The organism is Lancefieldella parvula, assembly GCF_963547875.1.
In the GTDB taxonomy this organism is placed as follows: domain Bacteria; phylum Actinomycetota; class Coriobacteriia; order Coriobacteriales; family Atopobiaceae; genus Lancefieldella; species Lancefieldella parvula_D.
This window is the reverse complement of sequence record NZ_CAUUSI010000007.1, coordinates 42,154-55,776: the sequence shown is the minus strand read 5'-3', so window position 1 is coordinate 55,776 and position 13,623 is coordinate 42,154. Positions and strand designations below refer to the sequence as shown.

Here is a 13,623-nt window from a genome sequence, read left to right as displayed (position 1 = left end):
TAACCTAACTATTTTTCTGGACGACCTTGAAGAGCTTTGAGTCCAATATCGTGCCTGAGCTGCTTACCTTCAAAGTTGATCAGATCACAGGCCTCGTATGCGCGGGCGCGAGCCTCCTCAAAAGTTGGAGCAAGCGCGGTGACGTTGAGCACGCGACCACCGGCGGTAACAATCTTTCCATCTTCGGTCCGAGCAGTTCCTGCGTGATAGACAGAGACGCCTTCAAGCTGCTGAGCAGCCTCGATGCCGGTAATCTCCTTGCCCTTCTCGTAAGAGCCGGGATATCCAGCGCTTGCCAGAACAACAGAAACAGCGACTGTATCAGACCAGGAAACCTGCTGATGACGGAGGGTGCTGTTGTCACAAGCCATCAAAATTGAAACCAAATCTCCCTCAAGGCGAGGCAGAACTACCTGAGTCTCTGGATCTCCAAAGCGAGCGTTGAACTCAAGAACCTTAGGACCGTCTTTGGTCAGCATAAATCCGCCGTAAAGGCAGCCGGAATAGTTAATGCCCTCTTTTTTGAGCTGGTCAACAACGCGCTGCTCAATGGCAATCATCTGAGAAAGCTCTTCGTCAGTCACAAAAGGAACAGGAGAATAGACGCCCATGCCACCAGTGTTGGGACCCTTATCGTCGTCGTAAGCGCGCTTGTGATCCTGTGCTGTTGCCAGCGGAACAACGTACGTTCCATCAGTCAACGCAAGCAGCGAGCACTCTGGTCCCTCGAGGAACTCCTCGACAACAACGGTTGCTCCCGCATCACCAAAATGGCCGGAGAAGCACTCGCGAACGCCCTCAAGAGCCTGCTCAAGCTCAGTCGCAACGATAACGCCCTTACCTGCGGCAAGACCGTCTGCTTTAACAACTACAGGAGCGCCAATCTGGTTAACATACGCCTCGCAAGACGCCTGATCGGTAAAAGACTTCCATGCAGCAGTTGGAACGTTTGCTCGCTCCATAACGCCCTTAGCAAACGCCTTTGAGCCTTCCATCTGGGCTGCATTCTGGTTAGGACCAAAGCATGCAATACCGGCCTGACGAACAGCGTCTGCTACACCCACAACAAGAGGTGCCTCAGGGCCAATAACTACCAGGCCAATGCCCTTTTCTTTGGCAAACGAGACAACCTCATCAGGATTGTTTTGATCAATAGGAGCAATCTCTGCCTGAGCAGCCATGCCGCCATTACCTGGAGCAACGTAAATTTTTCCTGCACGAGGCGATTCTTGTAGCTTAGTTAAGAGAGCGTGCTCACGACCACCTGCGCCGAGCAACAAAATATCAACGGTGTCATTCATAAGTACTCCAGCCTTCTGATACAACGCCTTTGGGATACAAGCAACGCCAACAGCGCCTTCTCCAAGATGTTTTTTAAACTCAGGAGAAGCAAGTCTTTCTGCAATACATTCTGCATCATATTCGTTGGTTTTAAGCGGCTTTTTGAGATGCTTTTCTATGCGTTTCTCGCCACTTGAAATTACTACATATTTGAGCTCGCCGCGCTTTACAAAACACGCGCTCATAAGGCGAGAAATTCTTGCTGCTAGATCGGTAAAATCTGAAGAGCGAGCAACCTCTGTACATTTTCCGCCAACCAAACGATACAAATACATGTCGTTTGAAATGCGCCTATGCAAACGCTCAAGGCGGAGTCGCAACGAAAGCCTGGGGCGCTTGTCCTTGCTTTTATGAAGGACGACCTTGTTCATTGCAATGTACATTGTGGCAACTACCTCAGCCAGCTCTTGTGCATACGCGCAAGCAGCTTCAAATGAAGCTCCAGACTTTCTTGCCGCACTTAAGCGCTCAAGCATGATCCCCATAGCAGTGGGCATATTTCCGCTATCTACCAGGAAAATTGAGCTTGAGATGTCAGGATTGTTCTGACAAGCCTTTTTTGCCGTAAGAAGCGAGTCAGAAAAATCTGCATACACATGAAGCGAGAGAATCTTTTGAACTCCTGACTCAAATATACCTCGGTAAAACTCGCCTACCTGGTCAGCATCTGAACTCAGAGCTCCAGGTATTACAGAAACCCCCAGGGCTTCAAGCTGGGAAGCTTCAAGCCCACAGGGGTTATCGCAAACTATTGCAAAAGTTGAGCAGTCCGAAGACGCCACGGGTTACCTCCAGTAGCGGTCGATTGTCTGCTCACGATCTGGACCAACGGTGATGATAGAAACGCGTACACCAGCAAGTTGCTCCAGGAAGTCAATGTAGTCCTTAGCCTCACGAGGTAGCTGGTAGAAGTTACGAACGTTAGAGATGTCGCACTTCCAACCAGGAAGAGTCTCATACACAGGCTTTGCGTGATAGAAGACGCTCTGGTGCTCTGGGACGGTCTTGTAAATCTTGCCGTCGCACTCATAAGCAACGCATACCTTAATCTCATCCAGGCAGCCAAGAACGTCAAGCTTGGTGATTGCCAGATCAGTGAGGCCATTAATGCGAGCCGCGTAGTTAACAACTACTGCGTCATACCAACCGCAACGGCGCTTACGGCCAGTAGTAACGCCGTACTCATGGCCAACTTCGCCGAGAAGATCGCCCGTCTCGTCAAAGAGCTCTGTTGGGAATGGACCAGAGCCAACGCGCGTGAGGTATGCCTTTGCAATGCCCAGGACGCGGTCAATGTTGGTTGGACCAACGCCAGAACCAGTTACTGCGCCACCAGCAGTGCAGCTAGAAGAGGTAACAAATGGATAGGTGCCGTGGTCAATATCAAGCATGGTTGCCTGAGCACCCTCGAAGAGAATGTTCTTACCAGCCTCAAGCTCTTCGTTGAGGAAGAGAGAAGACTCAACAATGTAAGGACGAATGCGATCTGCATAAGGCAGATAGGTCTCGCAAATTTGGTCAACGGTATAGGTTGGAAGGCCATACACAAGGCTCAAGATTGGATTGGTGTACTCAAGTGCAGCTTCAAGCTTCTTGCGGAAGATCTTCTCGTCAAGCATGTCCTGAATACGCAGGCCAGTGCGATTCATCTTGTCCATATATGTTGGACCGACACCGCGCTTGGTGGTACCAATAAGGTTCTTACCCAGCTTTTTCTCGTGCACGCCATCAAGATCTTTGTGATAAGGCATAACAATGTGAGCGTTGCCGGAAATCTTAAGAAGATCGCAGGAAATACCCTTACTCTCCAGCATGTCAATCTCGCCGAGAAGAACCTCTGGGTCAACAATGCAGCCATTACCAATAACTGGATAGGTGTTCTCGTACATAACGCCAGATGGAACCTGGTGAAGCGCAAGCTTTGTGTCTCCAGCAATTACCGTGTGGCCCGCATTTGCACCACCTGCGTAACGGCAAACAACGTCAAAATCTCCGGAAATGAGGTCGGTAACTTTACCCTTACCCTCGTCTCCCCACTGAGCACCAACAAGTACGGAAGCTGGCATAAGTTCTCCCCTATCGCAGCTATCTACAAACACGACCATTACATGACGGTTGCAACCTCTTTAGGGGTTGCTTCATAAGTATATCTAATACCACTCGCAAAAGCACAGAAGCGCAGAGGTTTTGTCACACATAAGAAACGATTAATGTGTAGGGTTTGCCATCGCAGCGTACTGTGCGGCTTCACTTTCTGAGTAATTATTTCCCTGGTAGATCTCAACAAACTTAGTAGATGTTGGCATAAACATAACAGGAACATCCCTCAGAGCACCTGCACGGTTCTTTGCAACAATGATGTTAGTAACGTCTTTATCAGGACGGTCATCTCGTGCGGCTTCTTCATCGCTCAGTGAGCGGTCAAGCAGCAAAACAATATCTGCATCCTGCTCGATTGCGCCGGACTCACGCAGGTCAGAAAGCTGTGGACGCTTGCCGTTTCTGTTCTCAAGCGTACGATTGAGCTGAGAAAGTGCAATAACAGGCGCCTTGAGGTCTTTGGCCATAATCTTAATGCCACGAGACATCTCAGAAACCTCAGTTGCACGACTGTCTGCACGGCCCTTCTCGGCTGGAGGAGACAGCAGCTGGAGGTAGTCGATGATAATGACGCCTTTCTCGGCCTTATTAAGCATTCTGCGGGCTTTTGCGCGGATTTCTGTGACTGTTGTGCCTGGAGTATCGTCAACGATGATTTTAAGGCGAGAAATGCGCTCTGCTGCCTCCAGAAGGGTGGGCCACTGCTCATTTCTGATGTTGGAAGAACGGATGGTCTGCAAATCAACCTTTGATTCAGAAGCCAACAGCCTCTGCGCAATCTCAATCTTGCTCATCTCAAGCGAGAAAAGCGCAACAGTTGCTCCGGAAACCGCAGCGTTATAAGCCATGCTGAGAGCAAAAGAAGTCTTACCAACACCAGGACGAGCGCCGATAACAACCATCTGACCAGGACGAAGACCTTGGAAGAGGTTATCTAGGGTTGCAAATCCGGTTTGGACACCCAGCTCTGAAGCATCTTTGCCAGCATTTTGCTGAAGCTCTTCAAAGAGATCAGTCATGATGTCTTCAATGCCCTGCTCAGACTGCTGAACATCTCTGTTGGTTACATCAAAAATGAGCTTTTCTGCCTGGTCAACTACTTCTTTTGTATCTTCTGGAGCGTTGTAGGCAAGCGCAGAAATCTTTGCAGAAGCACTAATCATCTTTCTGAGCGTAGTATCACGGTGCAGCATAACAGCGTGGTTTTCCCAACCAACCATAGCAAGTGGGTTGTTTCCAAGCTCTGCTAAACGGACAGCTCCTCCAGCGCGCTCAAACTTGCCGTTACTCTTAAGGTGGTCTGCAAGCGAAATGACGTCAACTGGCTTGTTATTGTCAAACAGGGACTTAATTGCATCAAAAATAATTTGATTGGATGGAATATAGAAATCCTCGGAAGAAAGCCTAATGAGGCACTCTCCTCTGATTTCTTCCGAAAGAATCATTGCAGAAAGAATGGAAAACTCGGCATCAGAATCTTGTGGCATAGAGGCGTTCTCTAGGGCCGTCAATTGCGTAGGATTCATCTCAAACGAGTCTTGTGCCATCGTCTTTTCCAATCATGTTTTTTGGGAATGAATCTGAATAGTAGTGTACTTTTCAAAAAAATAAAGAGTCATTTTGGCTTGCAAAATTCGAAAAGTTAAGTCTTCAACACGATTTTCCAAAACTCGCATACCCTGAGCGGGATTTCCTTGAGTTTTCAACGTTTTCAACATTTTTTGGACTTTTTTCGACACGTAGTATTTTCTACACAATTGCTTATCTGCGGTTATACAAATCAAATTACAATTCCGCAGGTTAAGTGAATATGTTTTACATAACATTTTGAATAACCGCAGGTAGAGCACAAGAAAATATACCGCTCCGTCTACACATAAAAAAACCACCCCTTTGTTATGTTTCACAAAGGGGTGGTTCGAACAAACATTCCATTCTTTTCAGATGGCTGAGCTTTTTATAAAAGCTTACAAATCTGTAGAAAACTGCAGAAATTGTATAAACCACCAAAAAATGCAGGAGAACAGTGTTCTATGCATGCATAAAACTACTCTGCGGACTCAACCTCAACCTCGACGGTTGCCTCAGCGGCAACCTCCTCGGTCTCTTCCTCTGCAGGAGCAGCATCGTCCTCGCCAACAAGAACAACGACGGTAGCGGTGATGTCACGGTAAAGCTCAATGGTGACATTGTGGCGACCAGCGGTCTTGATAGCAGCGCTACGAGCAATGCGCTTACGATCAACGGTGACGTTGAGCTGTGCCTCGATTGCGTCAGCAATCTGAGCGGTGGTGACGGAGCCAAAGAGCTGGCCCTCCTCGCCAATGCGAGCGTCAACAGTTACGAGCTTGCCATCAAGAGCTGCCTTGGTAGCATTTGCGTCAGCAATACGCTGCTCTTCGCGCTTAGCGATATTGTGACGACGCTCCTCAAGCTGCTTGATGTTACCCGGTGTAGCAGGCTGGGCAATCTTGTTGGGGAACAGGAAGTTCTCCGCGTAACCCTGTGCGACCTCTACGATGTCGCCTTCGCCGCCCTTACCGCGAAGCTCGCCCAAGAGAATAACTTTCATGGGAAACTCCTTTGATGAGTCGATGGTATCGACTAGTTGTTGTTTATCGTGGACTCTGAATCCTGGCTTCCTGAGCGATTGAGCTTTCGGAAGTTTGCCCAGGCGTCAATAAGTCCTACGAGAGCCATAACGCCTAACTGAACTTCTAACATGCCTGCCAATACAAACAGTGACAGAGAAAGTGCTGGCGAGAAGTGCTTCTCGCGCACAAACCATGTGAGCACTGCAAGGCCCTGAAGAGCAAACACAACTCTAAGAGCCATAAACACATTCAACGTAATAAGCTGAAGTATGTCTTGTGCAGACAAAATGGTGCTTGAAAGTGCATACACAAACAAGTTGGCCACGGTAAGAGCACATATCCAAAATGGAACGTCCATCAGCTGGAACTGTGGCAATTTCTGTGGGTCTCTTGTCAGTGCTTTATACACTGTTCGAGCTCCAAAACGCGCAATTACAAAATATAAAAGCGCCATACCGGTATAGCTGGTTGGCCAAAAGAGCATAAAGAGTGCCTTTGCCGTTGAAAGACCTTCTTGGATCTCTGGAGAAGCACCTGAGACCTGCGAGGCGTATTGATTAAATACGTTCTGAGCAAGCTCGGGAAGAGTTGTTCCTGCCATTGCGGCAAAAAACGCGTCATATCCCAGAAGTGCCAAAGCCGTTGCTCCTACAAGAAGAGACCCAACGCCAACGGTGAGTTTCTCTGTTGCAAAAGCGTAGCCAACTCCAAGAGCAAGTGCACAAGCGGTAACTGAAGTAGCCGCCTCCGTTGGTCCCGAGAGCAAATAAGCTGCTACACCCGTAACAAGTACTGAAGTAATAGCAGGACCAAACCATCCGTGCCCTTTTTTGCAATAGACAGCAATTACCATGCCATACGCAACCAAAGCGGCTCCAATAAAAGAAAGAAGCCCGGTAATTACTCCACCAACAACGCAAAGTACAAATCCTTGCTTGTATGTTGGAGCCTCAAACGGACGCGGTTTACCTCCGTTTTGGTTGCTTGGACCGGCAACATTCTGCGAGCTACTCTCTGGGCGAGAATACCCTTCAGGTGCCTGAGGAATATTTGAATCCGGTCTATCCATTGCTAACCAACTCTACCTAAAGAACAGATAGGTTATCCGCGACTACGGCCACCGCGGCTGGAAACCACAGGGACAGTGTAGGGCAGAAGTGCCATCTCGCGTGCGCGCTTGATAGCAAGTGCAATGTCGTGCTGGTGCTGCGTGCAGGTGCCAGTGACGCGACGAGGCTTAATCTTGCCACGGTCGGTCATGTACTTACGAAGAAGCTGAGTGTCTTTGTAATCGATGAACTCAGTCTCCTCCTTGCAGAACTGGCAATACTTGCGACGCGGCTGGCGCTGGAAATCTTGTTTCTGCTGAGCCATGTCTTTTACCTTTCAGATGACAGTAACGTCTGTGTTGCTGTCTGACGTTTAAAACGGAATATCAGCATCGTAGAACTCCTCGTCTGGCGGAGCCGGAACGGGAGCGGGTGCCTGTGGAGTTGGAGCTGCATAAGATGGTGCGCCCTGTGACATAGGGGCTCCACCCTGCTGATTCCTAGAAAGGAACTCGACCTCATCGACAACAACCTCAAGCTTGCTGCGACGCTGTCCTTCCTTCGTCTCCCAGGAGCTGAAACGAAGCTTGCCTTCAATAGCAACCTTCGAACCCTTGGAGAGGAAGCGGGAAAGTGCTTCAGCACGCTGGCCAAATACTACGCAGTCTACGAAGTTAGGAACATCTTCCCACTCACCAGTCTGCTGGTTCCTGCGACGATCGTTAACCGCAACGCCGAAGGATAGAATCTGGGTACCGCCTGCTGTGGAGCGAAGCTCCGGGTCACGGGTCAGGTTGCCCGAAATGTTAACCCTGTTAATACTCATAAATCTCACTACCTCTCATCGTGGAATAATTCCACTTTTCCATTACAAGGACTTAGTCCTTATCGACTCGACGCACGATCATGTGACGCTTAACAGCATCATTGATTCGCAGGACTCGATCGAGCTCTGCAATCTGCGTTGGATCTGCATGGAAATTGATGAGGGTATAGTCACCCTCGGTAAGATCGTCGATCTCAAAAGCAAGCTTACGCTTACCCCAATCCTCGACGCTGTCGACTACTCCGCCGTCAGTGGTGATAGCAACGTCAATACGCTTCATTACACCAGCGCGGACTTCCTCGGTGGAAGCTGGGTCAACAAAAAACAGCAGTTCATAGGCCTTCATATTGTCACCTCCTCTGGGCTAATGGCTTCGGGAAGTGAAGGTGCACCCGAAGCAGGAAAGTTCGACCAAGCATCATACCACATAAATGCTTAAATACGAAACTAGCCCACAAACTTTCTCACATGCAGTCCACATATATAGCTTAAATTGGCAATTTGTCACCAAATTGTCTTTAATCTTGCAAAGATTTGACGCGAATCTTTCTAAGGTATGGTCAAACGCATAACTCAAATAACATGGGATTAAATAAGAAAAACGGCCATCACACAATCTGCATGATGGCCGTTTCGTTTATATGCGCTCTACATTACTGAGCTGCAGGTCCCTCAGGATTCTGAGTTGGTGCATCTGCTGGAGCAGCTGGTGCCTCAGGAGCCTCTGGAGCTGTTGGGATAATTGGCTCAACAACAACAGTTGAAGCTGGTGCAGGCTCTGGAGCTGCAGGAGCAACAGGTGCCTCAGGAGCTACAGGAGCCACTGGTGCTGCTGGTGCAACAGGTGCAACTGGCGCAGCTGGAGCAGCAGGAGCCGCGGGTGCAGCAGGTGCTGCAGGAGCAACTGGAGCTGCAGGTGCAACTGGAGCTGTTGGAGCAACGGGAGCTGCAGGTGCTGCTGGGGCTGCAACAGGCTCAGCTGGAGCAGCAACTGGGGCTGCAGGTGCAACTGGAGCTGGAGCAGCAACTGGGGCAGCAGGAGCTGCTGGAGCTGCAGGAGCTGCAGGTGCTGCAGGTGCTACTGGTGCTGCAACAGGAACAGCAACAGGCGCTGCTGCAGGGGCAGCGGTTGCTGCTGGTGCAGTAGGAGCAACTGGTGCTGGAGCTGCATACGTAGCAGCTGCGCCATCACGAGGATCGTTAATGAATGGTGGCAGTGGATCGTTGCTCTGTCCCCATGCAGGAACATTGAACTGACGCATCCAAAGAGCGATTGCGTTCTGCATAAGAAGCATAACGATAAGACCAACAACGTTACCAATATAGCCAATAATCAGGAAAATTGGTCCCATCTGAATGACGCCACGTGCAAGCAGGGCAAGCATGATAAGACCCACCTGGCTCTGGTCGGTAACGTTCTGAGTTCTTGCAATGGTTAAAGCCTGAGTGCCAATGTTAACAATCATGCTAATTGCAGCGCTACCGCCGATGATGCCCATAATAAGTGAGGTAGCAATGCCAAGCACAATGCCCATACCAAAGATACGGAACAGACCGCCCATGTCATGCTTGATCATCTCAAAGATGTTCTTAAAAGCAAAACCTGCAGAGATGCGACCATAAACTGATGCGCGAACCTGAATAACATTGATGCACAGTGGATAAACAAATGCTGCAACAATAAAGACTGGGATAAGAATCAGATTGATAACTGGAATGAAAGAAAGAATTCCCGTTGCAATGCTGTATGCCAGACCAAATGCAAGTGCAATAACAACTGCCTTGAAGCCGGTAACAATATAGGTACCAAACTTAAGGTCTTTCTGCTTTGGACCAGCGTTGATGCCCCATGCAGTTACGCGTGCAGTCTCAAGTGCATAGCCAACAAGTGCAAGAATTCCGACAACTGGAATAAGACCAAACAGAGCCATAATAAGGACAGGCTTCCACCAACCCTTTTCCAAAGTCAGAAGTGCCCAGGAGCGTGCAAAGTAGCGATCGCGCCTGTAGCCATTCAACTCATCTGCTGAAACAGCCATTTAACTCTCCCCTCGTGTCAAAAAAGATGACATCGAATTACAAAGCCTAAACATTCTATATAAAATCGAAAAATAAATATATCTTTATTGGTAACAATTAATCAAATGAAAATGTTAAATGGCGGAGGAGGAGGGATTCGAACCCTCGTACCCCTAGAAGGGGTAAACGGTTTTCGAGACCGCCGCATTCAACCACTCTGCCACCCCTCCGAAGGGTGAAACGGCGCCCGTAGGCGCCGTGAAAATTCTGGCGGAGAGTCAGGGATTTGAACCCTGGAGACGCTTTAGACGCCTACACGATTTCCAATCGTGCTCCTTCGGCCACTCGGACAACTCTCCATATAAAACCGCACGGGACAGTATAGCGGATTTCTTACCAATATAGGGCGAGAAGTTCTGTGTATTTTTAATACTTGTGTAGTATTGTCATACTAATAAAAACAAAAACACCAGTAGGAGGTATGGATGCCACCGTTTTTCTCGCCATATGGCACAGATGCAATTTCTGTGAGCATCCCCTACTGGCTAGACCTTCTAACAGTAATTATTGGTGCAATCTCGGGAATCTTGGTTGCAAGAGATCGTCACTTGGACCTTGTGGGCTTTGTGGGTCTTGGACTTTTGGGCGGTCTGGGCGGCGGACTTATCAGGGACGTCATGATGCAAGAAGGCGGCGTCTACATGCTCAACTCGCCCTACGCCATTCCGGCGGCGGTGCTAACTGCCATGCTGCTCTTTATGTTCCCCGAACCGCTTGATAGATTCCCACGCATGCTCGAGTGGACCGACATTATTTCCGTTGGCCTCTTTGCTGTTGTTGGTACCGATAAAGCCCTGGTATATCACTTGCTTCCCTTCTCGGTTGTTTTGATGGGAAGCATTACGGGCGTTGGCGGCGGCATGCTTCGCGACGTATTTCTTGGCGATATACCTCGTATTTTCCAACGAAGCAATCTCTACGCGTTTTGCGCAGTTGCTGGCGCCACCTCATATTGGGCACTTGTTTCCTACGCTGGAGTCACCAAAATCTGGGCAGCCGTTGTCTGCGTTGCAGTTACCGTTTGCCTGAGGCGTTGGTCGCTCAAGTACAACGTACTTTCTCCGGCCGACGTTGACCTTACGCCGCACGTAATGCGCAGTGTTAACAAGCTTCGTCACAAAGCTCAGAAGCCGGGTAAGCAACCTGAGCAGAACACCCCATCAAAGTAGCATTCTGAACTGACTCCCATTTCTTGGACACGAGAAATGGGAGTCAGTTCAAAACACACCTAAGTCGGATAATCTGTTAAAAAGACGTATACATGACGCAGAAAATACCTCAATCATGCAGATTATCGTCATTAGATGTGTAAAATGCCCTCATCTGAGCAGATTATCCGACTTAGGTGTGTTCCGTAGATACAGAATTTCCCGATAGTTAAATTTCTTATATTTCTCTATTCATGTTTAAGCATATTGGATAAAGTTTATGCATAAAGATGCATATCAGGTAGTGCGACCGTCTAACTGCCTGGCTATCTTGATTAGGAACATGTCAATTCTTTAGCAAAACTTATCAAAGCTGCGCTATTTTGTGCGCTAGGCCTAAAAGCCGGCGTTAACACGCTGCAGAATCATAATCACCCGCATGTGAACTACCTAAAACAAAACTGGCGAGAAACCCTTGCAGCCGCAAGTTCTTCTCGCCAGATTGGTTATCTGTAAACGACGCTGTTACTTCTTGACCATACCGTTACGGACTGCCCACTTACGGCGCTCAGTCTCGGAAAGAATACGCTTACGCATGCGGATGTTTTGTGGCGTAATCTCAACAAGCTCGTCGTCCATGATGTACTCCAGAGCCTCTTCCAGCGTAAACAGGCGTGGAGGAGTCAACTGAACTGAAATATCTGCAGTTGAAGACCTCTGGTTGCCCAAAGATTTGGTGCGCGCAATGTTAACAACCATGTCGCCTGGTCTTGAACGCTCACCAACCAGCATACCCTCGTAGCACTCAACGCCTGGAGAAACAAAGAGTTGGCCGCGCTCCTGAAGCGTACCAAGTGCGTAAGCAACAGCCTTCTCGGTGGACATGGAAATCATGGCGCCGTTCTGGCGGCTACCAATATCACCTGCAAAAGGACCGTACTCAAGGAAGGTGTGGTAGAAGACAGCGTCGCCGTGGGTGACGTTCATGACGCGCGTCTTGAGGCCCATGATGCCGCGGGTTGGAATCTTGAACTCAAGGTGAGTCTGAGTCTCACCGGTATCCATGATGGACATGGTGCCGCCAACGTTACCAAAGACCTCAATAACCTTGCCAGCATACTCTGGGTTGCACTCAACAACAGCCTGCTCAATAGGCTCAAGCGTGTGGCCCTGAGCGTCCTTCTTGAACAGAACACGAGGACGACCAACCTGGAATTCAAAGCCTTCGCGGCGCATGCTCTCCATAAGAACGGAGAGGTGCAAAATACCACGACCAGAAACCTCAATACCCGTCTTATCAGGAAGTTCCTCGATGCGCATGGTGACGTTATTCTCGCGCTCTGTCATCAGACGCTCTTTAAGCTGACGGCCACCAACAATGTCTCCCTCACGGCCAACAAGTGGCGAGGTAGAAGGCTCAAAAATAATGGAAAGAGTTGGTGGATCAATCTCAATTGGATCCAGTTCAACAGGGTTCTCTGGGTCAGTGTAGACGTCACCAATATCAGTGTTATCAACGCCAACGATTGCCGCAATATCACCTGCGTCAACCTCGCTGCACTCCTTACGGCCAAGGTAGTCAAAGGTGAACAGCTGCTTGACCTGGCTCATGGCGCGGGAACCATCATTTTTGACAACAAGAATCTTGTCGCCAGTATGAACAGTTCCGGAATAGACACGGCCAATACCAATGCGGCCCAGGTAATCGGAGTGATCGATGGTGACGCACTGCATAGCAAGAGGTCCGTCAATATCAACATCTGGAGCTGGAAGGCCGTCGATAATCATGTCAAGAAGAGGGAACATATTGTCGTTGTCATCATTTGGATCAAGGCGAGCGTAACCGTTAACGCCAGAAGCAAAGATAACGTGCTCCATGGTGAACTCAAGCTGCTCATCAGTTGCACCAAGGTCCATCATCAGATCAAGAGAATCGTTGACAACAGCCTCTGGACGAGCGCCATCACGGTCAATCTTGTTGACAACCATCATGATAGAAAGGCCCGCGTCGATAGCGTGGCGCAGAACAAAGCGAGTCTGTGGCATAGGGCCCTCGGCTGCGTCAACCAAGAGAAGCGCACCGTCAGCCATCTTCAAAACACGCTCTACCTCGCCGCCGAAGTCAGCGTGGCCGGGGGTATCAATAACGTTGATCTTAACGCCCTTGTACTCAATAGAGATATTCTTTGCCAGAATGGTAATTCCGCGCTCGCGCTCCTGATCGTTGGAGTCCAAGATTCTCTCTTGAACCTGCTGGTTCTCGCGGAATGCATCGGTTGCCTTAAGCATCTGGTCAACCATGGTGGTTTTACCGTGGTCAACGTGGGCGATGATAGCAATATTTCTGATGTTGTCTTGACGCATAAGTCTCTATCTCTCGAAGGTATGTGTTTGGACTTGCTACTTCAGGTCCAATTTTTATCAGCTTTAGAACTTTAGTGCAATTACGTGCCTAGAGCGCCCAGAAATTTCAATGAACGCAGCTT

The 13,623-nt window shown here is 49.1% G+C and carries 11 protein-coding genes and 2 tRNA genes; 1 reads left to right on the top strand and 12 read right to left on the bottom strand.

What is annotated here, in order from left to right; all coding sequences use genetic code 11:
• Window positions 1-8: 8 nt before the first annotated feature.
• From purD to RWJ96_RS04125, 11 genes are all read right to left on the bottom strand, one after another.
• On the bottom strand, window positions 9-2,123 hold the full coding sequence (purD, locus tag RWJ96_RS04175) for a phosphoribosylamine--glycine ligase (protein ID WP_314019108.1): 2,115 nt from the start codon (window positions 2,121-2,123) through the stop codon (window positions 9-11).
• A 3-nt stretch (window positions 2,124-2,126) separates the two neighbouring features.
• Window positions 2,127-3,407 carry an adenylosuccinate synthase gene (locus RWJ96_RS04170; protein ID WP_035427091.1) on the bottom strand — a complete coding sequence of 427 codons (1,281 nt, stop codon included), beginning with the start codon at window positions 3,405-3,407 and terminating at the stop codon, window positions 2,127-2,129.
• A gap of 141 nt (window positions 3,408-3,548) precedes the next feature.
• The gene (gene dnaB / locus RWJ96_RS04165) at window positions 3,549-4,988 is read right to left on the bottom strand and encodes a replicative DNA helicase (RefSeq protein WP_314019107.1); all 1,440 of its coding nucleotides are present in this window, start codon (window positions 4,986-4,988) and stop codon (window positions 3,549-3,551) included.
• Window positions 4,989-5,488: 500 nt separating this feature from the next.
• Window positions 5,489-6,013, bottom strand: coding sequence for a 50S ribosomal protein L9 (gene rplI / locus RWJ96_RS04160; protein WP_035427096.1), 525 nt, complete (start codon window positions 6,011-6,013; stop codon window positions 5,489-5,491).
• A gap of 32 nt (window positions 6,014-6,045) precedes the next feature.
• Window positions 6,046-7,104 carry a DUF2232 domain-containing protein gene (locus RWJ96_RS04155; protein WP_314019104.1) on the bottom strand — a complete coding sequence of 353 codons (1,059 nt, stop codon included), beginning with the start codon at window positions 7,102-7,104 and terminating at the stop codon, window positions 6,046-6,048.
• Window positions 7,105-7,136: 32 nt separating this feature from the next.
• The gene (gene rpsR / locus RWJ96_RS04150; RefSeq protein WP_012808120.1) at window positions 7,137-7,409 is read right to left on the bottom strand and encodes a 30S ribosomal protein S18; all 273 of its coding nucleotides are present in this window, start codon (window positions 7,407-7,409) and stop codon (window positions 7,137-7,139) included.
• Between the two features lie 48 nt (window positions 7,410-7,457).
• Complete coding sequence (locus tag RWJ96_RS04145; protein WP_035427101.1) at window positions 7,458-7,910, bottom strand: single-stranded DNA-binding protein; 453 nt, start codon at window positions 7,908-7,910, stop codon at window positions 7,458-7,460.
• 52 nt (window positions 7,911-7,962) lie between these two features.
• Window positions 7,963-8,256 (bottom strand): 30S ribosomal protein S6, encoded by a 294-nt coding sequence (gene rpsF / locus RWJ96_RS04140; RefSeq protein ID WP_035427103.1) that lies wholly within the window; start codon window positions 8,254-8,256, stop codon window positions 7,963-7,965.
• A 307-nt stretch (window positions 8,257-8,563) separates the two neighbouring features.
• Window positions 8,564-9,949, bottom strand: a complete 1,386-nt coding sequence (locus RWJ96_RS04135; protein ID WP_314019102.1) for a DUF4013 domain-containing protein — start codon at window positions 9,947-9,949, stop codon at window positions 8,564-8,566.
• 119 nt (window positions 9,950-10,068) lie between these two features.
• Window positions 10,069-10,159 (bottom strand) — tRNA-Ser (locus RWJ96_RS04130).
• A 38-nt stretch (window positions 10,160-10,197) separates the two neighbouring features.
• A tRNA-Ser gene (locus tag RWJ96_RS04125) sits at window positions 10,198-10,288 on the bottom strand.
• Between the two features lie 126 nt (window positions 10,289-10,414).
• On the opposite strand from RWJ96_RS04125, the gene RWJ96_RS04120 reads away from it, so the two are divergent.
• Complete coding sequence (locus tag RWJ96_RS04120) at window positions 10,415-11,158, top strand: TRIC cation channel family protein (protein WP_314019100.1); 744 nt, start codon at window positions 10,415-10,417, stop codon at window positions 11,156-11,158.
• Window positions 11,159-11,662: 504 nt separating this feature from the next.
• On the opposite strand, the gene typA is transcribed toward RWJ96_RS04120, so the two are convergent.
• Window positions 11,663-13,501, bottom strand: coding sequence for a translational GTPase TypA (gene typA / locus RWJ96_RS04115; protein ID WP_035436650.1), 1,839 nt, complete (start codon window positions 13,499-13,501; stop codon window positions 11,663-11,665).
• Window positions 13,502-13,623 lie beyond the last annotated feature (122 nt).